Source organism: Pseudoduganella sp. jia 12 (genome assembly GCF_055502675.1).
The window spans coordinates 164,298-186,508 of sequence record NZ_JBUXKP010000002.1; the positions used below are offsets into that span (position 1 = coordinate 164,298).

Here is a 22,211-nt window from a genome sequence, read left to right on the forward strand (position 1 = left end):
AGGGGGCATGATAGCAGCCGGCCACCCACGGGTGAGCACTGCCGCAACGTCCTTTACCCGCTTTTACAGCGGCGCCCTTTACATGGATTTACCCCTGCCTGACCGCGCTTTACACGCCCCCGCAACAGAATGGCGGCTCCACTGTCACCGAAGGACCGCTGATGAAAAACACAACACAACACCTGCAACGACTCCTCCTTGCCACCGTGCTGGCCCTGCCGCTGGCGGCGCTGGCGCAAGGCAACGGCGACGAAGACCGCGATGACGGCCCGCGCGGCGGCCACCCGGACAGGGCGCGGGCGGATGATCGCCGCGGCCCGGGCCCGGTGCTGCAGGATGACGACGGCCTGGACGACGGCCCGAGGGGCCCGCGTGGGGAGGGGCCGGGCTTCGGTCCAGGCCCCGGCTGCGACGGCGTGCCGCCCTACCTGCGCGGCATCGACCTGAGCGAAGTCCAGCAGGACAAGATCTTCGCCATCGTGCACGGCCAGGTGCCGTACCTGCGCGAACAGGCGAAAGCGCGCGAGAAAGCCGACCGTGCACTGTTCGCGCTGCACGGCGCCGCGAAGCTCGACGATGCCGCCGCCGTGAAACTGGCCCAGGCCGCCGCGCAGGCGGACGCCAACATCACGCTGTCGCACCTGCGCACCGAGCAGAAAGTGCTGGCCGTGCTGACCGCGGAGCAGCGCAAGTCGCTGGAAGAGCGGAACAGCGCCCGGATGCCCCGGCAAGGGGGCGATCGCGAGCCAGGCCGCCCCGGCACCCGGTAAGTCACCACCACCACGATAAGGAGCAAGCGATGGCACATCACGGCCACAGCCTGGAAGAAGACCTGCAAACGATGCTGAACACCACGGCCGGGCGGCGCCAGTCGCTGCGCTGGCTGCTGGCCGGCGCGGCGTCGTTGCCCATCCTCGGATGCGGCGGATCTTCCGATACCGAAGCCAGCACAAGTACAAGTACAAGCGCGGACACCGTCACGACCGCTACCGGGACCACGGGCACGGGTACCACCACTAACACCGGCACGACGGGGACGACGGCCACGAGCGGCAGCTGCTCGGTGATTCCCGAGGAAACGGGCGGGCCGTATCCGGCCGACGGTACCAACAGCAACGGCAGCGGCGTGGTCAACGTGCTGACGCAGAGCGGCGTCGTGCGCAGCGACATCCGCGGCAGCTTCGGCACGATGAGCGGCACCGCGGCCGGCGTGCCGCTGACGATCAGGCTGCACATCGTCAATGCCAACGACAGCTGCGCGGCCGCGGGCAACTTCGCCGTCTATCTGTGGCATTGCGACCGCGAGGGCAACTACTCGCTGTACTCGGGCGGCGTGACGAACCAGAACTACCTGCGCGGCGTGCAGGAGGCGGATACGAACGGCGACGTCACGTTCACCACGATCTTCCCCGCCTGCTACGCGGGCCGCATGCCGCACGTGCACTTCGAGGTGTATTCCACGCTGGCGAAGGCGGCAAGCGCGTCGAACCGCATCAAGACGTCGCAGTTCGCGTTCCCGACCGATATCTGCAACCAGGTGTACGCGACGACCGGCTATAGCGCCAGCGTGCGCAACCTGGCACAGATCAGTTTCGCCACCGACAATGTCTTCAGCGACGACTACTCGCTGCAGCTGGCCACGGTGACCGGCAATGCCACGGATGGCTATGTCGCCACGCTGACGGTCGCCGTCGTGGCTTGACCGCGCACTGACGCATCGCCCCGCCGGCGAAGATCGTTTCGCCGCTATCGCTCCGCCAACGCGCGGGGCGAACATCGCCCTGCCACACCGATACCGGCGCGCGGTGGCCGCAAAAAAAAGCGGCCACGCGGGCCGCTTCGTTGCCGGATACTTCGGCCCTTATCCCTTGACGCAGTCCACGAAGTAATCGCGCTTGCCATTGACCTCGCGCTTGACGAGACCGTGTACATCGGTCTCGAAGCCGGGGAAGCGTTCGTTGAAGTCGCGCGCGAAACGCAGGTAGTCGACGATCGTGCGGTTGAACTGTTCGCCCGGGATCAGCAGCGGAATGCCCGGCGGGTACGGCGTCAGCAGGATCGACGTGATGCGGCCCTCGAGCTCGTCGATGGCCACGCGCTCGATTTCGCGGTGCGCCATCTTGGCGAACGCGTCGGACGGCTTCATCGCCGGCACCATGCTCGACGTGTACATTTCCGTCGTCAGGCGCGCCACGTCGTAGGCCTTGTAGAAATCGTGGATCTGCTGGCACAGGTCGCGCAGGCCCATCTGTTCGTAGCGCGGATTGTTCGCCGAGAACTCCGGCAGGATGCGCCACAGCGGCGCATTCTTGTCGTAGTCGTCCTTGAACTGCTGCAGCGCGGTCAGCAGCGTGTTCCAGCGGCCTTTCGTGATGCCGATCGTGAACATGATGAAGAACGAATACAGGCCGCACTTCTCCACGATGACGCCGTGTTCGGCCAGGTACTTGGTGACGATCGATGCCGGAATGCCGGTGTCGGCAAACTGGCCCTGCAGCGACAGGCCCGGATTGACGATGGTGGCCTTGATCGGGTCGAGCATGTTGAAGCCCGGCGCCAGCTTGCCGAAGCCGTGCCACTCCTGGCTTTCGTCCTTGAAGATCCAGTCGTCCTGCGTGCCGATGCCTTCCTCGGCGAACGTGTCCGGGCCCCAGACTTTGAACCACCAGTCGCTGCCCCATTCCTCGTCGATCTTCTTCATCGCGCGGCGGAAGTCGAGCGCTTCCAGGATCGATTCCTCGACGAGCGCGGTGCCGCCCGGTGCTTCCATCATCGCGGCCGCCACGTCGCACGAGGCGATGATCGAGTATTGCGGCGACGTGGACGTGTGCATCAGGTACGCCTCGTTGAACATGTCCTTGTCCAGCTTCACGGTCTCGGAATCGCGCACCAGCACCTGCGATGCCTGCGACAGGCCGGCCAGCAGCTTGTGCGTGGACTGCGTGGAGAAGATCAGCGATTCCTTGGCGCGCGGGCGGTCCTTGCCGATCGCGTGCATGTCCTTGTAGAAGTCGTGGAAGGTGGCGTGCGGCAGCCAGGCTTCGTCGAAGTGCAGCGTGTCGATCTTCCCGTCCAGCATTTCGCGCAGCACTTCGACGTTGTACACCACGCCGTCGTAGGTCGACTGCGTGATCGTGAGGATGCGCGGCTTCTTGTTCTTGGCCTCGCGGGCGAACGGGTTGTTGTCGATCTTGCGCTGGATGGATTCCATCGAGAACTCTTCCAGCGGGATCGGGCCGATGATGCCGAGGTGGTTCCGGGTCGGCATCAGGAACACGGGAATCGCGCCGCACATGATGATCGAGTGCAGGATCGATTTATGGCAGTTGCGGTCGACGACGACGATGTCGCCCGGCGCCACGGTCGAGTGCCACACCATCTTGTTCGACGTGGACGTGCCGTTCGTGACGAAGTAGCAGTGGTCGGCGTTGTAGATGCGCGCGGCGTTGCGTTCGGAGGCGGCCACCGGGCCGGTGTGGTCCAGCAGCTGGCCCAGTTCCTCGACGGCGTTGCAGACGTCGGCGCGCAGCATGTTCTCGCCGAAGAACTGGTGGAACATCTGGCCGATCGGCGACTTCAGGAATGCCACGCCGCCCGAGTGGCCGGGGCAGTGCCAGGAATACGAGCCGTCGTTCGCGTAATGCACCAGCGCGCGGAAGAACGGCGGCGACAGGCCGTCCAGGTAGCTCTTCGCTTCGCGGATGATGTGGCGCGCCACGAATTCCGGCGTGTCCTCGAACATGTGGATGAAGCCGTGCAGCTCGCGCAGGATGTCGTTCGGGATGTGGCGCGACGTGCGCGTCTCGCCGTACAGGTAGATCGGAATGTCCGCGTTCTTGTAGCGGATCTCTTCGACGAACGCACGCAGCGATTTCAGCGCGTGGTCCGTTTCTTCCTTTGAACCGGCGCCGAATTCCTCGTCATCGATCGACAGCACGAAGGCGGAAGCGCGCGACTGCTGCTGGGCGAACTGCGACAGGTCGCCGTAGCTGGTCACACCCAGCACTTCCATGCCTTCCTTTTCCATCGCCGCGGCGAGGGCACGGATGCCCAGGCCGGAAGAGTTCTCGGAACGGAAGTCCTCGTCGATGATGACGATGGGGAAACGAAATTTCATGATGTCTCCAACAAAAAGAAGAACCGCCCGGGTCTCATGTCGGCGGGCGGGCAGGGGTGCAAAAACGGGTGTGGAAAAAATAAGTCCGCGATTCTCGCAGAATTCGCACCGCTCAGGTAGGAAATTATTACCCGATATGCACGGGCGGCGGCGCCACCGTGGCATGGGCCGCGATGCTCATCCGGCGGCGCGTTCGTAGCGAACGATGTCGAACGCCAGGCCATTGGCCGACTGGTGGTGCGTGCGTTCCCCTTCGCGCCAGGTGGCCGCGTCGATCGGCGGGAAGAACGTGTCGCATTCGAACTCGCTGTCGATCTCGGTGACGATCAGGCTGTCGGCGATGGCCAGGGCCGCGTCGAACACCTGCGCGCCGCCGATGATGAAGGCCGGCGCGTCGCCGACGAGGGCCACCGCCTCATCGAGCGAGTGGACCGCTTCGACGCCATCGCGCTGCCATGCAGCGTCGCGCGTGATCACGATGCTGCGCCGGTTCGGCAACGGCTTGCCGATCGAATCGAAGGTCTTGCGGCCCATGATGATCGGGTGGCCGGTCGTCAGGCGCTTGAAGTGGGCCAGGTCTTCCGGCAGGTGCCACGGCAGCGTATTGCGCACGCCGATGCCGCGCTGGCGGTCGATGGCGACGATGATGGATAGTTGCGTCATATTGTTCGTTCGGAAAGTGCTCCATTATCGGTGATTTTTGCTTCATCCGTGTGACGCGCCGATCTGGGCCACGAATTTGGGCCACGAATTTGGGCCAAGGATATGGACCAGGGATAAGGACCAGGGATACGGGCCGCTCAGGCTTCGCTCAGTGCCCGCACCGCCCCCCGCAGCGCGCCATGCAGGGCGCCGCGCTCCTCGGCCGAGAGGCCGGCGAACATCAGCGTTTCCACTTTCACCACCTCGGCGTCGCAGCGTTCCATCACGGCGTGGCCGGCGATCGTCAGGCTGATCTGGATGATGCGGCCATGCGACGGGTCGGGCCGGCGCTCGATCCAGCCTTGGGCCTCCATCGCCTTGACCATTTCGTTGGCCGACTGCGGCGACACCATCGTGCGCTCGGCAAGCTGCGCGTTCGACAGCGAACCCTGGGCGCGGAACACCGACAGCGCCGTGTACTGGGTCACGGTGAGCCCGAGCGGCGCGAGGCTGTCGCGCAGGCGGCGGCTCAGCACGTGGTCGAGGCGGCCGACGAGGTAGGCAAGGCCGGCGGGCTTGGAGGGATCGGCGTGTTTGGGCATCGGCAATCTGCTTGTCAAAGGGCAAAGAACGAGGTTAGTATGTTTTCAATATCAGGATTCCTGATATCAACTGCGCTGATACCGCGCTGCGGCTGCCATTGTAAGGCGGATCATATTGCCCGTGCCCGCGCGCTTGTACCAACAAGAGGAGACACCCATGCAACCACCGATTTACCGGACCGTGCCGACGGTGCTGGCCCTGGCCGCTGCCCTGGCCGCCTGCGGCGGCAGCGGCACCACCCACGTGACGTCCACGCACCTGGCCGCCGCCAGTGGCGCCAGCCTGGCCAGTTGCCAGGACCTCGCCGCGAAAGCGCCGTTTGCCAGCACGACGATCACCTCGGCCACGCTGGCGCCCGCCGGCAGCGTGACGCAGACGCTCAATGGCGTGGCGACGCCGATGCCCGAGCACTGCGTGGTGCTCGGCAAGATGAACGAACGCACCGGCGTGGATGGCCGGCCATATGCGATCGGCTTCGAGATGCGCCTGCCGCGCGACTGGAATGGCCGCTTCTTCTACCAGGCCAATGGCGGCAACGACGGCAGCATCACCGGTGGCAACGCGGCCTTTGGCAACCTGCCGGGCGGCGGGCCCGTGAGCAATGCCTTGTTGCAGGGGTATGCGGTGATCAGTTCCGACGCGGGCCATGTGCCCGACGCCACGCGGCCCGGTGCGATCGCCGGCCAGGTGTACGGCCTCGATCCGCAGGCGCGCCTGGATTATGGCTACAACGCGGTGGGCCAGCTGACGCCGATGGCGAAGAACCTGATCAAGGCCGCCTACGGCAAGGGGCCTGACCGGTCGTACATGGTCGGCTGCTCGAACGGCGGCCGCCATGGGCTCGTGGCGGCCAGCCGCTACGGCGACCAGTACGACGGCGTGCTGGCCGGCGCGCCCGGCTACAACCTGCCGCAGGCGGCGGTCACGCAGATGTGGGATGCCCAGGCGCTGGCCGGCGCCGCGCCACGCGGCCCCGACGGCCGCCCGAACATCGGCGCCGGCTTCTCGAATCTCGACCTGGCACTGGTGGCGAACCGGGTGCTGGCGCGGTGCGACGCGCTCGACGGCGCGGCCGACGGCATGGTGGCCGATACGGCGCGCTGCCAGGCCACGTTCTCGCTGGAGAAGGACGTGCCGACGTGTACGGGCGAGGCCGACGGCTCGTGTCTCACCACGGTGCAGAAAGCTGCGCTGCAGAAGGTCTACGACGGCCCGAAGAACTCGGCCGGCACGGCGCTGTATGCGCGCTGGTCGTGGGACCCGGGCCTTGCCGCGTCCGGCTGGCGCGCCTGGAAGCTGGGCAGTGCGACGGCGCCGGGCCTGACGGCCACGCTGGGTGCGCCGTCGATGGCGCTGATCTTTTCCACGCCCCCGGCCGAGCCGGCCGCCCTGACGGCAAGCGGCACGGCCTTGCTCGACTACGCGCTGAATTTCAACTTCGACACCGATGCCGCGAAGATCCACGCGACCAGCGGGCGCTTCACGGAATCGTCGATGTCGTTCATGACGCCGCCGACTCCCGGCCGCCTCGACACGCTGCGCAGCCGCGGCGGCAAGGTGCTGGTGTTCCATGGCGTGAGCGACCCGGTGTTCTCGTTCGACGACACGGTAAAGTGGCTGGACGCGTTGAAGGCGAGTTACGCGGATGCGCCGTCGTTCGCGCGCGTGTTCGCCGTGCCGGGCATGAACCACTGTTCCGGCGGCCCCGCGACCGACCAGTTCGACATGCTGGGCGCACTGGTCGACTGGGTGGAGAAGGGTGTCGAGCCGGAAGCGATCCGTGCCACGGCACGCACTGCGAGCGCCAATCCGGGCCTGGGCGCGATCCCCGCCGGCCGTTCACGGCCGCTGTGCAGCTGGCCGAAAGTGGCCACCTATGCGGGCGGCAACGTCGAGGATGCGGCCAGTTTCGCTTGCCGCTGAACGAAAAATCGAAAAACAGGTTGTCAGGCTGCCTGATTCGGTCTAGTATGGACTTTATATCAGGAAGCCTGATACAACGACTAGAGGAGACATGTATGTCCAAATACGAAGCGCGCTGGCAGACCGTGAAAGTGGACGTGGCGGACGGCATCGGCTGGATCACGCTGAACCGCCCGGAAAAGCGCAACGCGATGAGTCCCACGCTGAACCGCGAGATGATCGACGTGCTGGAAACGCTGGAGCTGGACGACGACGCCCAGGTGATCGTGCTGACGGGCGCCGGCGAATCCTGGTCCGCCGGCATGGACCTGAAGGAATACTTCCGCGAAACGGAGGGCAAGCCGGAGATCATGCAGGAACGCATCCGCCGCGACTGCTCGCAGTGGCAGTGGAAGCTGCTGCGCATGTACAGCAAGTCCACCATCGCGATGGTGAACGGCTGGTGCTTCGGCGGCGCGTTCTCGCCGCTGGTGGCCTGCGATCTGGCCATCGCCGCGGACGACGCGGTGTTCGGCCTCTCCGAAGTGAACTGGGGCATCCCGCCGGGGAACCTGGTAAGCAAGGCCGTGGCGGATACGATGGGCCATCGCCAGGCGCTGCACTACATCATGACGGGCGAAACGTTTACGGGCCGCCAGGCGGCGGAAATGGGACTCGTCAACCGCAGCGTGCCGAAGGAAGAACTGCGCGACGCCGTGGTGGCGCTGGCCCGCAACCTGCTGGAGAAGAACCCCGTGGTGCTGCGCTACGCGAAGCAGGGCTTCAAGCGCGCCCGCGAGCTGACGTGGGAGCAGGGCGAGGATTACCTGTATGCGAAGACCGACCAGTCGAACTACCGCGATCCCGAGAAGGGCCGCAAGGAAGGGCTGAAGCAATTCCTGGACGACAAGACGATCAAGCCGGGACTGCAAGCCTACAAGCGCGGCTGAGTTTTCTTCGCCACGCCCCATTTCCCTTTATAGTGCGGGGCCACAGAGCGCAAGCCATGCGCCGGCCCCCGAGAACACAGAGGAGACACCATGTTTGACACCGATTTGCTGGTGGACGGCCAAGCGGCCGCCGCCTCGAACGGCGCCACGTTCGAGCGCCGCAATCCCGCCACCGGCGATACCGCCACACGCGCCGCCGCAGCCAGCGTCGAGGATGCGCAGCGTGCCGCCGATGCCGCCCAACGCGCCTTCCCGGCCTGGGCGGCGATGCTGCCGACCGAACGGCGGGGCTTGCTGCTGAAGGCCGCGGACACGATGGAAAAATACCGCACCGAGTTCGTGGCGCGCGGCATGGCCGAGGCAGGCGGCAGTCCGATCTGGTATGGGTTCAATGTCACGCTCGCCGCCAACATGCTGCGCGAAGCGGCCGGCATGACCACCCAGATCGCCGGCGAAGTGATTCCGTCCGACGTGCCCGGCTCGCTGGCGATGGGCGTGCGCCAGCCCTGCGGCGTGGTGCTGGGCATCGCGCCGTGGAACGCACCGGTGATCCTGGCCACCCGGGCGGTGGCCATGCCGCTCGCCTGCGGCAATACCGTCATCCTGAAGGCTTCCGAGCAGTGCCCCGCGCTGCACCGGCTGATCGGCACCGTGTTCGAGGAAGCGGGTTTCCCGGCCGGCGTCGTCAACGTGATCACCAACGCGCCGCAGGATGCGGCATCTGTCGTGGAAACGCTGGTGGCCCACCCGGCGGTGCGACGTATCAATTTCACCGGGTCCACCCACGTGGGCCGCATCATCGCGCAGCAGGCCGCGAAGCACCTGAAACCGGTGCTGCTGGAACTGGGCGGCAAGAACCCGGTCCTGGTGCTGGATGATGCGGACATCGACGCCGCGGTCGAAGCGGCGGCATTCTCGTCGTTCTTCAACCAGGGCCAGATCTGCATGTCGGCCGACCGCATTCTCGTCGACCGCAAGATCGCCCCGGCATTCCTGGAAAAGTTCGCGGCCAAGACGGCAAGCCTGAAGGCGGCGCATGCAGATGCGCCGCTGGCGGGCATGGTCGACCCGGCCGCCGCGCAGCGCGTGGAAGCGCTGGTCCGCGATGCGGTGGAGCGCGGCGCGACGGTGCTGCCGGCGGTGCCCAGCGCCAGCGGCAACCTGCTGCAGCCGGCGATCATCGACGGCGTGACGCCGGACATGGCCGCGTACCGCGAGGAAGCCTTCGGTCCGGTCGTGTCGATCCTGCGCTTCGACGGCGACGAGGAGGGCATCCGGCTTGCGAACGACAGCGAATACGGCCTGTCGGCAGCGGTCTTCAGCCGCGACATCGGCCGGGCGATGGCCGTGGCGCGGCGCATCGAATCGGGCATCTGCCACATCAACGGGCCCACCGTGCACGACGAGGCGCAGATGCCGTTCGGCGGCGTGAAGGCCAGCGGTTACGGCCGTTTCGGCGGCAAGGCGGCAATCGCCGAGTTCACGGACCTGCGCTGGATCACCGTGCAGACCACGCCACGTCATTATCCGATCTGAGGAGGGCCCATGATCCCAACGCAGATGCCGGGACGGTGCCGTCCCGTGGCCATCGGCCGCCCGCAGGTTGCCGTTCGCCGCGCGGGAGAGGCGTGGTACATGGACGCGGAAACGCCGCTGGGCGACGTGCCGCGCCGCTTCACGGATTGCCTGGTGCGCGGTGCCCGCGACTGGCCGGAACGCACCCTCGTCGCCCGGCGCGGCCCGGACGGCGAATGGCTACGCGTGGGCTACGCCGACATGCTGGAGCGCGCCCGCCGCATCGGCCAGGCGCTGCTGGACCGCGGGCTGTGCGCCGAGCGGCCGCTCGTGATCCTGTCCGGCAACGACCTGCAGCACTACCAGCTGGCGCTGGGCGCCATGTACGCGGGCGTGCCCTACGTGCCGGTGTCGCCGGCCTATTCTCTGGTCGCCACGGATTACGGCCGGCTGGACGAACTCGTGGCGCACCTGACGCCGGGTGCCGTCTATGCGTCCGACGGCACCGCGTTCGGCCGCGCCATCGCCGCCGTGCTGCCCGATGACGCGGAACTGATCCTCGACGGGGGCGAGGTTGCCGGCATCGAGGCGACCCGCTTCGCCGCGTTGCTGGAAACGGTGCCGAGCACCGTCGACGCGGCCAATGCCGCCGTCGGGCCGGACACGATCGCGAAATTCCTGTTCACGTCCGGTTCGACCAAAAAGCCGAAAGCGGTGGTCACCACGCACGGCATGTGGAGCAGCAACCAGCAGATGCTGCTGCAGACGTTCCCGTTCTTCGGCGAGGCACCGCCGGTGCTGGTGGACTGGCTGCCGTGGAACCACACGTTCGGCGGCAGCCACAACGTGGGCATCGCCCTGTACAACGGCGGCACGCTGTACCTGGACGATGGCCGGCCCACGCCGCAGGACTTCCGGCGCACGCTGGACAACCTGCGCGAGATCGCGCCCACCGTCTATTTCAACATCCCGAAGGGCTGGGAAATGCTGACCGATGCGCTGGAGACGGATGCGCAGCTGCGCGACACCTTCTTCTCGCGCGTAAAACTGTTCTTCTGCGCGGGGGCCGGGCTGTCGCAGGCGGCATGGGACCGGCTCGATGCGATCGCGGTGCGCCATTGCGGCGAATCGATCCGCATCATGACAGGGCTGGGGATGACGGAAACGTCGCCCTCGTGCACGTTCGGCACCGGGCCGATCGTGCGCGCCGGCTACGTGGGCGTGCCCGCACCGGGCTGCCAGGTCAAGCTGGCGCCCGTGGGGGGCAAGCTCGAGGCGCGCTTCAAGGGGCCGCATGTGATGCCCGGCTACTGGCGCATGCCCGAACTCACCGCCGACGCTTTCGACGAGGAAGGGTATTACCGCACGGGCGACGCGCTGCGCTTTGCCGATGACGCGCAGCCGGAACTGGGCTTCATGTTCGACGGCCGTATCGCCGAGGACTTCAAGCTGGCCACCGGCACGTTCGTCAGCGTGGGGCCGCTGCGGGCGAAAGTGATCAGTATGGGTGCACCGTATGTGCTCGACGTGGTCGTCACCGGCATCGACCGGCACGCCGTCGGCCTGCTCGTGTTTCCGCGGCTGGAGCATTGCCAGACGCTGTCCGGGCTGGGCGCCGGTGCCACGCCCGCGCAGGTACTGGCCAGTGCGCCGGTGCGCGACTTCTTCTCGGGACTGCTGCGGCGCCTGAACGCCGATGCGACCGGCTCGTCGAACGCGGTGGCGATGCTGCGGCTGCAGGAGGCGCCGCCCTCGATCGACCACCGGGAGCTGACGGACAAGGGTTCCGTGAACCAGGCGGCCGTGCTGGCCCGAAGGGCGGCGCAGGTCCAGGCGATGTACGAGGGCGGCAGCGACGACGGCGCCACCATCAGGGCGCAGTGACTACAACAAATGGAGGAGACACCATGAACGTTCGCACCGAAGCTTACAAGGGCGCTTACAAGGGCGCTTACAAGGGCGCTTGCACGAGCGCCCGCACCATCGCCTGCGCCGTCGCCATCGCCTGCCTGCCGCTGGCGGCGCAGGCCCAGGAAACGATCAAGGTCGGCGTGATCGCGGCGCTGACGGGCCCGTTCGCCAACATCGGCAAGCCGTTCGAGGACGGCATCCGCACCTACCTGCACCAGCATGGCGACAAGGTGGCCGGCAAGAAGATCGAAGTGATCTACCGCGACGACGGCGGTTCGAACGCCGACCATTCGAAGCGCGCCGCGCAGGAACTGATCGCCCGCGAGAAGGTCGATTTCCTGATCGGCTTTTCGCTGACGCCGAGCGCACTGGCCGTGGCACCGCTGGCCACCCGCGCGAAGACGCCGATGATCGTGATGAACGCCGTCACCACCGGCATCACGGAAAAATCGCCTTACATGGTGCGCACGTCGATGACGATGCACCAGATGACGGAACCGTTCGGCACATGGACCGGCAAGAGCAGGATCGGCAAGGTGTATACGCTGGTCAGCGACTACAGCACCGGCGCCGATGCCGAAGCGAAGTTCATCAAGGGGTTCAACGAGGCGGGCGGCAAGGTGGTGGGCTCGGCGCGCGTGCCGCTGGCCAATCCCGACTATTCCCCGTTCGTGCAGCGCGCCAAGGACCAGAAGCCCGATGCGCTGTTCTTCTTTGCACCCGGTGCCGAAGACGGCACCGCGCTGCTGAAGGCCTTTACGGACAAGGGCCTGGACAAGGCCGGCATCAAGTTCCTGGGCGTGGGCGACATGACCAGCGATACGCCGACCCTGGCGGCGCTCGGCGACCGGGCGCTGGGCGCCGTGACGGTGCTGAATTACTCGACGGCGCTGGACAACGATGCCAACCGGGCCTTCCTGAAGGCTTACGCAGCGGCGAACCCGCAGCGGCCGGCGGCGACCTTCGTCACCGTCGCGGCCTACGACACGATGGGCATGATTGCCGAGACGGTGCGACGGCTCGATGGCAAGGTGACCGGTGACGCGGCGATCAAGACGCTGGCGGGCATGAAGTGGAACAGCCCGCGCGGGCCGATCAGCATCGACCCCGCCACCCGCGACATCGTGCAGAACATGTACATCCGCGAAGTGAAAAAGGTCGATGGCAAGCTGGTGAACGCGCCGATCGGCGTGCTGGAGAACGTGCCGCCCCGGTGACCGGGCGCGGCGCAACGGCTATACTGGCAAGCCCAACTTGATGGAGGAGCCATGAACGCTTACCTGGTGGTGGTCGACACGCTGGCCGATTGGGAAATCGGCTACCTGGCGGCGGAGCTGCACAGCCGCCGCTTCTTCGCGAACCCGCTGGCGGACTTCGGCTTTCGCAAGGTGGGGCTGACCACGGCCGAGGTGACGAGCATGGGCGGCGTGACGCACGTGCCCGACCTGGCGCTGGCCGAGCTGGTGCTGGAACCAGGCGACGTGCTGATCCTGCCGGGCAGCGAGCGTTGGGACCAGCCCGGGCTGCGCCCGATCCTCGAGTTCGCGCGCGACGCGCTGGACGCGGGCCACAACGTGGCGGCCATCTGCGGCGCCACCGACGGCCTGGCCAGCGTTGGCGCGCTGGATGCACGCCGGCACACCAGCAACGACCTGGGTTTCCTGAAGCAATCCTGCCCGTCGTACCGCGGCGAAAAGCTGTACCGCAACGAACCCGCGGTGCGCGGCGACAACCTGCTGACCGCCACCGGCCTGGCGCCGCTGGAATTCACCGCCGAGGTATTCAAGATGCTGAAAGTGTGGCGGCCGGAGACGATCCGCGCATGGTACCAGCTGCACAAGACGCGCAAGGAGCGGTGGTACCACGCGCTGGTGGCGTCGATGGGGCCGGCGGCGGAGTAGTGTTAGGCCAGGATTAGTGCTGGCCAGGAGTAGTGCTAGGCCAGGAGTAGTGCCCGGCCGGGATGCCGGCCCGTGTGCATGCCCCCCGATGGCCAAGGTCCCGGGCAGGCCCGGCTTGGGGTTTGGCTCGCCTGATCGGCATCGGGAGCCGCAGGCAGGCTGGCTTGACGGCATTCCCCATGGCTCACGAATTTTGTCGGGCGATTGGCGAATTTCACAATTGCCGGCGCGCCGGCGAACACTGCAGAATCGTTGCGGCGCGGCCATGCCGGTGCGCCCCCATTTCTCCAGGATCGCCATGAAGCCACTCGTCGTGAAATCGTGTTGCGCACTCGTTGTCGTCGTTCTTTCATTCCCGTCGTTAGCGAGGGACACCGCCACGGCGGCGATTCCCGTCTACGCCGTCAACGGCACCACCGGCGCGCCGCTGGGCGGCTTCGGCACCGGCGCCGTCAAGTTCGACGCCAATACGGGCACGTTCGCGGCCATGCTGCGACCGCCAGCCGACGCGTACGATTTCGAACGCCTGAAGAATGCCGGGTTCGGCCTGTCCACGCAGCGGGGCGGGAAGACATCCACGGTGGCCACGCTGAAGGCCCGCGTGGTCGACGGCAAGCCGGATGACGACGCCATCTGGCCGCTGCACCGCGTGAATCTCGGGTCCGCCGACGGTATCGCCGTTGCCATGACGGCGTTTGCGCCGTTCGACCGCCGCGATCCGGGCCGCATGAGCCTTCCCTACGCCTTCTATGAATTCACGCTGACCAACGAGGGAGCCGGCGAAGCGCAGGCTTCGCTGGCGCTGCGGATCGACGTGGGCAATGCGCACGTGACGACCATCGACGGCAAGGGCTTCAGCACGCGGGCCTGGTCGGTGTATGCCGCGGCGGACGGCAAGGCCGCGTCGGTGAACGGCGTGGCCGACACCGGCGGCCCTGCCAGCACGACTGTCAAGGTCACGCTGGCGCCCGGCGAGACCCGGCGCATGCGCTTCGTGCTGGCGTGGTACGAGGATTCCGATCCCGAGCGTTCGTGGTACCTCGGGCAGCACCGCGATTCGTCCACCGTCGCGGAGGCGGGCCTGGCGAACTTCGACAGCCTGAAAACGAATGCCGTGGAACTGGTGGACCGCATGCGCGCGTCGAACCTGCCGGACTGGCTGAAGAACCAGACCCTGAACACGCTGGTGAACCTGTCGACCAATTCGATGTACAAGAAGGATGGCCGGGTCGCGTTCGCGGAGGGACAATGGACGTGCTTCGGCACGATGGACCAGATGTGGCACGCGCGCCAGATCGTGGGCCAGCTGCTGCCGTTCTTCGCATGGGAAGAATTGCGTTACTGGGCGCGCACGCAGATGAAGAGCGGCCAGATCCATCACGATACGAACAAGATGGACGTGGGTGCCGACCGCGCGTTGCGCTCCGCGATGGTGGGCTGGGACGATACCGAGCATGCCGACTACCGCAACATCGTCAAGTGGGTCGACCTGAACGCCGGCTTCATCGTTTCGGTCTACGAAACGTATGCCGCGACGAACGACCGGGCCCGCTTCGATGCGATCTGGCCGAACGTGCGGCGCGCGGCGCAGCGCATCCTCGACCAGGTGGATTTGTACGGCAACAAGCAGTACCCGTACACGTTCGATCATTCGGAGAACTCGTACGACGCCGGCGGCGACCCGAACCCGTTCAATGCCGGCCTGTCGGCCGTGGCATACAAACTGATGGTGCGGCTGGCCACCGAGCAGGGCGACAAGGCGCTGGCGGCCCGCTACCAGCTCGCCTACGATACGGTAGTGGCATCGTTCCGCGCCCGCTACCTGAACGAGGCCGGCTTCAGGCTGGGCAAGCACAGCGAGGGGTACTTCGGCGGCCAGTGGCTGGCGCTGAACATGAAGCTGGGCGAGATCTGGCCAGCCGCCGACACGGATTTCGTGCTGGGCAAGCTCAATGACTATTACCAGCCGTATTACCGTGGCCTCGGCTATGCGGACGGCACCTATGACGAATGGACGCCGTACATCGTGACGCACTATGGCGGCCTGCTGCTCAACACGCGCCGCGCCGGCGAATGGGCCGCGTTGCAAAAGGATGCCTACGAGCGCCAGTACCTCGACCGCAACCAGGTGTTCAACCACCCGCTCAATATCCTGCCGAAAGTGAAGGCGCCGGTAGCGGTCGCCACCGAGATCCGCAGCAAGAAGCAGTACATCAGCATGCCGGCGCTGTGGCGCAACTACTACGACATCGTCGGCTTCCACCGCGATGCGCGCAGCAAGGCACTGTGGCTGAAGCCGATCGTGCTGCCCGGGATGGACGGGCGCATGCAGGATGCGCTGTACGCGTCGCCCGAGGGCGACGGCACCGTCAGCGTCGCCACGAGCGGGCAATATGGACAGAACAAGGAACTCGTGTTCAAGCCCGACACGCCGCTGCAAGTGACGACCTTGCACCTTGCGGACGACTTCGGCGGCGACGTCGCCGTGACCGTGAACGGCCGCAAGCTGCCGGTCCGGCGCACCGGCAGCGGCTATGCGCGGGAATTGCTGGTGGACTGGAACGGCACCGTCGATAAGGAAGGGTTGAAGATCACGGTGTCCGGTTCGCCGGGCGAGCCGCCGCCGCCCTTGCCGGCAAAATCCACGCGGCCGGAACCGGTCGATTCGAAAAGCCTCGTCAAGATCGATCCCTTCAAATCGGTCCAGGCGTCGAAGGCCAGCAAGTCCGCGGGTACGTCCGTGGAAGTGGACACGACCGGCCGCTCGTACGTTTCATCGATCAACAACTTCGACTGGCTGCAGTTCTCCCGGGTCGACTTCGGCAAGGACGGTGCCGCGAATTTCTCGGCGACCGTGATGGGCGCGGTTCCCGGCTCGGGCATCGAGATCGTGCTGGACGATGTTGCCGGCGACGTGATCGGATCGCTGGTGATGCCTGCGTCCGGGGCTGTGGACGGCAAGGCCTGGACCACCGTCACCACGCCGGTGAGAAAAGTCACCGGCGTGCACAACGTGATCCTGCGTTTTCACGGCAGTTCGCAGGACAGCCTGATGAGCCTGGACAGGGTGACGTTCGGGGCGGCCGGGAACTGAGCATGTGCGGCCAACGCGCAGGGTGACGCTCGAGCATGTGACGCTTAATGGCCACACGGCGGGCCACACGGCGGCCGCCAGCGGCCGGATGTCAAAAAAATAATGTGATTTCACGGCGGGCAGGCGTAAGCTTGCAGGACGCCGTTTGGCTTGCATCGGGCAATCCGCGCGAATGCAGGCGATGGGGCGGCGAAATTCCGAATCGACTGACCCGATGGGAGACGTGTGATGAAGAGATTGCTGCTCGCCGCCGCGTTCGCGGCGCAATGCGTGGCGACATGCGCACCGGCATTGGCCGAACCCCTCGTGCTGACCGGGGCCGACGTTTCCGCCGCCGTCTACTGCTGCACGTCGCCCGATGAGCTGAGCAGGATTTCCACCGTCGGCACGGCGGTCGTCGGTGCCGAGGTGGAGTTCCCCAGCGGCAGCCTGCTGCCACTCAGCTCGTTCTACAACCTGATCCCGGTCGATGTCGATATCGGTGCCACGACGATCGAACTGAATTATTTTACGAACCAGATCGCCGGCAACGCCGCCTTCAATGGCCACATCATCCGGTTCGCGGGCGCGCCGGTCATCGTGGGCGTGTCGATCAATTCGCTGAGCAATTATGCGCCGGTCGGGGTGACGTTCGTGCACGACGCGGTGATGATCAACAGCGCGGGCGTGCTGTTCAACCCGGATTCACGGCTCGTGCTCGATGTCGCGCTGGCCGTGCCGGAGCCGGGCAGCGCCGTGCTGCTGGTGGCAGGGCTGGCAGTGCTGGGCTCCTATGCGCGCCGCCAGAAATCCCAGAAATTCAGCTGAACGCTTCACTTCGCTGCGCGACCACCATTTTCCAGACGGCCCATGACCCTTCCGGGTTGCGCGCCTGCCTGCCAGCGACTGGCAGGCGTTCATCCCTGAGTGCAGGGGCGTCAAGATCGGGCAAAGCGGGCACACAGCGCCAGGACCGTCTCCGCGGCCGTGTTGTCGCAGCCAATCGCCAGTCCCTCGTTCAGTTCCGGGGCGGTCAGGTTGGTCAGCACCAATCCTGGCGGCATTTCCACGGCCAGCCGCGCGCCTCGCTCCCATGCCAGGCGCGCAGTCTCGCCCCAGCGCACCTGGCGCGCCATATTGGTCGCCAGGTCCTCGGCAATGCGCAGCGGATCGGCCAGCATGCGTGCGGCGCTGCTGCTGAGGAAGGTAATGCCCGGACGGCGCAGTTCGACCTGGCCGACGGCCGCGCGCATCTCCTCGGCAGCGGCATCGAACAGCGGGCAGTGCGAGGGCACGCTGACGGCCAGCCGTTCCGTCTTGCTGGCGCCCTGGGCGCGCGCCAGCGCCATCACGGCATCGAGCGCGGCATCGGCGCCGGAAATCACGAACTGCCGCTCGGCATTGAGGTTGGCCAGGTAGACCGGTCTCGATGCCGTGTGCACTTGTGCGACCAGGGCTTCGAGCGGGGACTGGGCCAGGCCGACGATGGCCGCCATGCCGTAGCCCTGCGGGAACGCTTCGTCCATCAACCGGCCGCGCCGCGCCACCAGCGCGACCGCATCGCGGTAGTCCAGGGCGCCGGCAACGACCGCCGCCGGGTAGGCGCCGATCGACAGGCCGGCCACCATGGTCGGCCGCGCGCCCATGGCGATCAGGGTGCGCGCCATCGCCACGCCGGCAATGAGCAGGCAAAGCTGGACCGACCGGCTGGACGCCAGCGACTCGGGCGTGTCCAGCGCCAGCGGGGAGGTCTCCAGCGCCTCGGTCGTTTCGGCCAGCGTTCGCGCCACTTCGTGGTGCGCCGGCAAGCGGTGCAGCATGCCGGGACGCTGCGCACCCTGGCCGGGGAAGGTGAACAGCACGCTCATGCCGCCACCTGCCCGTGCCCGTCGAACCAGCCGCCGAGATTCCACGGATCGCCGGTCATGAACGGGCCGGCATCGGTCTTGAGCAGCACCCGGCCGCCGCTCCTGGCCCATTCGGCAAAGGCGAAGCCGCCATGGCCGGTGTCGACCTGCAGGTCGACACGCCAGCCGGCAGCCTCGGACACCCATTGCAGCACATGCGCCTGGCCTGTCGTCAGCGGCAGCGGTGCGCGCACCACCAGGTCGATATCGCTGGCCGGATGCAGTGCCGGCCAGCCGGTCGCCAGGGCGAAGCCGAGGCTGCCCGTCGGCCCCCAGCGCAGGCCGCAGGCATCGAGCCGCGGGACGATACGTTGCAGTGCGGCCAGGAGCGGTGCGGCGGCGCGATCCGGCAGCGGGCGCCGCACCAGCATTTCGGGGCTGGCGTGCTGCCGCACCGCGTCGAGCCGCAGCACGCCGGCGAGGCGCTCGCTGCGCGCCTCGCCGCGCAGTCCGACCGGGAGCAGGGCGGTGTCGCCGGTGCGGGCGCGCCGCACGACAAGCGGACTGCCGCGGCGCAGCGCGGCCTCGGCCCACGCCGGCAGGCTGCCGTCCGGTTCGAACCCCCGCCAGTCCGACACCCACACCAAGTCGTGCGGGAGTAGCAGGGGCGGGCGCTGTCCGCAAGCGGCTGGCTGCGGTGGAAAATGCGCATGCATGACGGCCTCAGGAAAACAGCGCGCGGGTGGCGAAGAACAGTACGGACGGCCCCATCAGGCAACCGAGGCCGGTGTAGAAGGTGGACGTCATGGCGCCGTAGGGCACCAGTTTCGGATCGATTGCCGCCAGGCTGCCGCAAACCCCGCTGGTCGTGCCCATCATGCCGCCGAAGACCATGGCGGTTCGCGGGTTGTCCAGGCCGATCGATTTGGCGAAGAACGGCGCTCCCACCATCACCAGGACCGACTTGACCAGGCCGGCTGCGATGCTCAGCGCCATGACATCGGAACTGGCGCCGATGGCGGCGCCCGTGACCGGGCCAACGATATAGGTGACCGCGCCGGCGCCGATGGTGGTCATGCTGACGACGTCGGTGTAGCCGAATGCATAAGCGACGCCGGCCCCCACGACAAAGGACAGCACCACGCCGAGCAGCAGCGCGACGATGCCCGACAGCCCGCAGCGGCGCATGTCGGAGAGACTGGCGCCGTAGGCGGTGGAGACGATGGCGAAATCGCGCAGCATGGCGCCGCCCAGCAGTCCCATGCCCGACAGGAGGGGCAGGTCCACCACACCCTTGGTGCCGCCGGTCGCGATACCGGCCACGTAGGCCAGCAGCAGCCCGACCATGATGGCCAGCGCCGAGCCGTGCAGGTGTCCGCGCGTCAGGCGCGCGGACAGGAAGTAAGAGACCCACATCGTCAACCCGACCACCGCGAAGGCGGCCAGGAGGCCATTCTTGGTCATCACGCCGACCAGGATGTCTGGAATCGTATTCATGCCGTTCTCCTGGTTCAACGCACCGGCCGGGCAGCGCCGGCCGGGTCGGGGGCGCCGACCGGCGCGGGGATATAGCGGTCCTTGCCGATCCTTGCAACGAGCGGGATCAGCGCAAAGCAGACCACGACGGCCAGCACGCCGGCCAGCAGTGCGGCCGGGCCGCCCTTGACGGCGCCCACCACGTTCTGCTGCGCCGCCATCGCGATCACGATGGGAATGTACATGGCGGTCCAGAACCCGATGCCCTGCTCGGACACCGGCGCCAGCATGCCGCGCCGCTTGAGCAGGTCCGTCAGGAAAAGCAGCAGCAGCATGGCGAAGCCGACACCGCCGACGTTCGCCTTCACTCCGAGCAAGGCGCCAAGGACATCGCCGACGAACAGTCCGGCCAATGTGCAGAACGCGAGAAGTGCTACACCAAAAACGATCATGATCAGTCTCCAATTGATTGGTTGTCTTGCTTTTATGGTTTTGGTTGCCGCCGCTGCCCCTGGGTGCAGCATGAGTGAGTCAGTCTGTGTCCGCGTCTCCTGTCAGCCGTGCGATGGGGCGATTTGCCATTGGGCCCGCATCGACTCGCGGACCTTGCGCGAGGCGCTGCGGTTGTCGGCGCCGAGCCGCCCCGCGAGGCCGCGCCCGGGCGTGGCGCGGATGTCCGCCAGCGCCGCCAGCAGGACCTCGCGCACCTGGCCGAGATCGGCATCGGACGGCGCGTCGGCGTCGCTGACCGACAGCAGGCGCCACAACAGGCCGAGCGAGGCATAGTTCCGGATATCGTAGGCCATCGGCGGTACCTGGGCGGCAAGCTGCTCGAGCGCTTCGACCGACCGCAGCGTGATGCGGGCCGCCGAGGCCTTGCCCATGGCATGCACGCTGACCGCGTCGTCATCGAAGGCGATGATGCGGTTTGCCTGGTAGCCATGCGCCAGGAAGCCGCCGGAGATCGCCTTGCCGACAATGAGGGCGATCACCGGATGCCCGGCCAGCCGCGCATCGGCGTAGGCTGCCGCAGCGGCGGCGAGCGCCTGGTGGATCCCGAAGGCTTCCTCCAGGCGGCCGTAAGCCTGGCTGGTAACATCGATGACCGCGACGATCGCGCTCTTGACCTCCCGGCCGTGCTCGGCCTCGGCCAGTTCCCGCACGGCCCTGGCGATCTGCCATCCCTCGGCCAGTCCGACTTCGCCGTTGCGTACGCGCGGAAAGCGGTTGTCCGGGTCGGGCACGACGGCGATGAAGCGTGCCGGATGGCCGCCAAGGTCGGCGTCGGCGACCAGCAGCGAAGGTGGGTAGCCGGAAATGGGGGAGGCGCCGCCGGTCAATCCGGCAACCCAGGTCCTGCCGCGGCTGGAATGTGGCTCGGTCGTCACGATGCGCTTCCTTTCCTGTAGAGGTGGCGGACACCGTCCGCGGTGGCCTGGACGGTGGTGTCGATCTCCGCAAGCCGGGCAAGGTATTCCTGGTAGCGGTCGCTGCGGTGGCGTTCCGGCAAGCCCTGGCGCAGGCAATCGAGGACCGCCGCATGGATTTGCCCGAGGTCGTCCTGCACGTAGGCATCGACGAGACCCGTCAGGTAGCGTTGCTCGCCGCCGGTCAGGCTCCAGATAAACGGTTTGTCGCGCGAGTCGAACTCGGCAATGCCCGCTTCCTGCTCGATCACCTGGGGCCCGTTCAGGCCCAGGCGGGCATCCCGCGTGCACACCAGGTAGCTGCACAGGCCGGCGGCAATCGACATGCCGCCATAGCAGCCGACGGTGCCCGCGCTGACGCCGATGACCGGCTGGTAGCGCCGCAGGTCGGCAATGCCGGCATGAATGTCGGCAATGGCGGCCAGGCCAAGGTTGGCCTCCTGCAGCCGCACGCCACCGGTCTCGAACAGGATGACGGCGCAGGTCGGTATGCCTTGCCGGTTGTCCTCGGCCGCCAGTTCCAGCGCCGCGGCGATCTTCGCACCGCCCACTTCGCCCATGCTGCCGCCCTGGTAAGCGCCTTCGATTGCCAGCACCACGGCCGGCTGCCGTGCGAGGCTGCCTTTCATCACCACGACACCGTCGTCGGCTTGCGCCGTGATGCCCTGCCGTTCGAGCCAGGGCGACTTGATGCGGTCGAATGGTCCCAGCAGTTCACGGGCCGTACCGGCGTCGAGCAGCGCGGTGGCACGCTGGCGTGCGCCCAGTTCGATGAAACTGTCGCGTTGCCGGAAATCCGCCGTGCCCATGGTTGTCGGGTCCATGGCTGTCGGGTCCGTGGCTGTCG

At 66.9% G+C, this 22,211-nt stretch carries 19 protein-coding genes; 10 read left to right on the forward strand and 9 right to left on the reverse strand.

What is annotated here, in order from left to right:
• Positions 1-161: 161 nt before the first annotated feature.
• A complete protein-coding gene (locus ACY65G_RS03905; RefSeq protein WP_464996046.1) occupies positions 162-770 on the forward strand; it encodes a Spy/CpxP family protein refolding chaperone in 609 nt (202 codons plus the stop codon).
• A gap of 29 nt (positions 771-799) precedes the next feature.
• On the forward strand, positions 800-1,702 hold the full coding sequence (locus tag ACY65G_RS03910; RefSeq protein ID WP_464996047.1) for an intradiol ring-cleavage dioxygenase: 903 nt from the start codon (positions 800-802) through the stop codon (positions 1,700-1,702).
• A 159-nt stretch (positions 1,703-1,861) separates the two neighbouring features.
• Here the strand turns inward: ACY65G_RS03910 and ACY65G_RS03915 are convergent, their stop codons facing one another.
• The 3 genes from ACY65G_RS03915 to ACY65G_RS03925 all read right to left on the reverse strand — a co-directional run bounded on the left by ACY65G_RS03915 (position 1,862) and on the right by ACY65G_RS03925 (position 5,361).
• Positions 1,862-4,117 (reverse strand): Orn/Lys/Arg family decarboxylase, encoded by a 2,256-nt coding sequence (locus ACY65G_RS03915; protein ID WP_464996048.1) that lies wholly within the window; start codon positions 4,115-4,117, stop codon positions 1,862-1,864.
• Positions 4,118-4,294: 177 nt separating this feature from the next.
• Positions 4,295-4,780: a dihydrofolate reductase gene (locus ACY65G_RS03920; RefSeq protein WP_464996049.1), complete on the reverse strand. Its 486-nt coding sequence runs from the start codon at positions 4,778-4,780 to the stop codon at positions 4,295-4,297.
• A gap of 137 nt (positions 4,781-4,917) precedes the next feature.
• A complete protein-coding gene (locus ACY65G_RS03925; RefSeq protein WP_464996050.1) occupies positions 4,918-5,361 on the reverse strand; it encodes a MarR family winged helix-turn-helix transcriptional regulator in 444 nt (147 codons plus the stop codon).
• Positions 5,362-5,518: 157 nt separating this feature from the next.
• On the opposite strand from ACY65G_RS03925, the gene ACY65G_RS03930 reads away from it, so the two are divergent.
• From ACY65G_RS03930 to ACY65G_RS03965, 8 genes are all read left to right on the forward strand, one after another.
• Positions 5,519-7,285, forward strand: a complete 1,767-nt coding sequence (locus ACY65G_RS03930; protein ID WP_464996051.1) for a tannase/feruloyl esterase family alpha/beta hydrolase — start codon at positions 5,519-5,521, stop codon at positions 7,283-7,285.
• 95 nt (positions 7,286-7,380) lie between these two features.
• Positions 7,381-8,214, forward strand: a complete 834-nt coding sequence (locus tag ACY65G_RS03935) for a p-hydroxycinnamoyl CoA hydratase/lyase (protein WP_464996052.1) — start codon at positions 7,381-7,383, stop codon at positions 8,212-8,214.
• Positions 8,215-8,304: 90 nt separating this feature from the next.
• Positions 8,305-9,750, forward strand: coding sequence for an aldehyde dehydrogenase (locus tag ACY65G_RS03940; RefSeq protein WP_464996053.1), 1,446 nt, complete (start codon positions 8,305-8,307; stop codon positions 9,748-9,750).
• Between the two features lie 9 nt (positions 9,751-9,759).
• Complete coding sequence (locus ACY65G_RS03945) at positions 9,760-11,613, forward strand: feruloyl-CoA synthase (protein WP_464996054.1); 1,854 nt, start codon at positions 9,760-9,762, stop codon at positions 11,611-11,613.
• A gap of 23 nt (positions 11,614-11,636) precedes the next feature.
• A complete protein-coding gene (locus ACY65G_RS03950) occupies positions 11,637-12,857 on the forward strand; it encodes an ABC transporter substrate-binding protein (RefSeq protein ID WP_464996055.1) in 1,221 nt (406 codons plus the stop codon).
• A 51-nt stretch (positions 12,858-12,908) separates the two neighbouring features.
• Positions 12,909-13,541 (forward strand): DJ-1/PfpI family protein, encoded by a 633-nt coding sequence (locus ACY65G_RS03955; RefSeq protein WP_464996056.1) that lies wholly within the window; start codon positions 12,909-12,911, stop codon positions 13,539-13,541.
• A gap of 298 nt (positions 13,542-13,839) precedes the next feature.
• Positions 13,840-16,635 (forward strand): carbohydrate-binding protein, encoded by a 2,796-nt coding sequence (locus tag ACY65G_RS03960; RefSeq protein WP_464996057.1) that lies wholly within the window; start codon positions 13,840-13,842, stop codon positions 16,633-16,635.
• Positions 16,636-16,863: 228 nt separating this feature from the next.
• Positions 16,864-17,442, forward strand: coding sequence for a PEP-CTERM sorting domain-containing protein (locus tag ACY65G_RS03965; protein ID WP_464996058.1), 579 nt, complete (start codon positions 16,864-16,866; stop codon positions 17,440-17,442).
• Positions 17,443-17,552: 110 nt separating this feature from the next.
• Here the strand turns inward: ACY65G_RS03965 and mdcH are convergent, their stop codons facing one another.
• The 6 genes from mdcH to ACY65G_RS03995 all read right to left on the reverse strand — a co-directional run bounded on the left by mdcH (position 17,553) and on the right by ACY65G_RS03995 (position 22,173).
• Entirely contained in the window at positions 17,553-18,482 is a 930-nt protein-coding gene (gene mdcH / locus ACY65G_RS03970; protein WP_464996059.1) for a malonate decarboxylase subunit epsilon, read from the reverse strand.
• Complete coding sequence (locus ACY65G_RS03975; RefSeq protein WP_464996060.1) at positions 18,479-19,177, reverse strand: malonate decarboxylase holo-ACP synthase; 699 nt, start codon at positions 19,175-19,177, stop codon at positions 18,479-18,481. Before ACY65G_RS03975 ends, mdcH begins: the two co-directional genes overlap by 4 nt.
• 7 nt (positions 19,178-19,184) lie before the next feature.
• A complete protein-coding gene (gene madM, locus ACY65G_RS03980) occupies positions 19,185-19,958 on the reverse strand; it encodes a malonate transporter subunit MadM (RefSeq protein ID WP_464996061.1) in 774 nt (257 codons plus the stop codon).
• Between the two features lie 14 nt (positions 19,959-19,972).
• The gene (gene madL, locus ACY65G_RS03985; RefSeq protein WP_464996062.1) at positions 19,973-20,389 is read right to left on the reverse strand and encodes a malonate transporter subunit MadL; all 417 of its coding nucleotides are present in this window, start codon (positions 20,387-20,389) and stop codon (positions 19,973-19,975) included.
• A 102-nt stretch (positions 20,390-20,491) separates the two neighbouring features.
• Positions 20,492-21,325 (reverse strand): biotin-independent malonate decarboxylase subunit gamma, encoded by an 834-nt coding sequence (gene mdcE, locus ACY65G_RS03990; protein WP_464996063.1) that lies wholly within the window; start codon positions 21,323-21,325, stop codon positions 20,492-20,494.
• On the reverse strand, positions 21,322-22,173 hold the full coding sequence (locus tag ACY65G_RS03995) for a biotin-independent malonate decarboxylase subunit beta (protein ID WP_464996466.1): 852 nt from the start codon (positions 22,171-22,173) through the stop codon (positions 21,322-21,324). The genes mdcE and ACY65G_RS03995 overlap by 4 nt, the downstream gene beginning before the upstream one ends.
• Positions 22,174-22,211 lie beyond the last annotated feature (38 nt).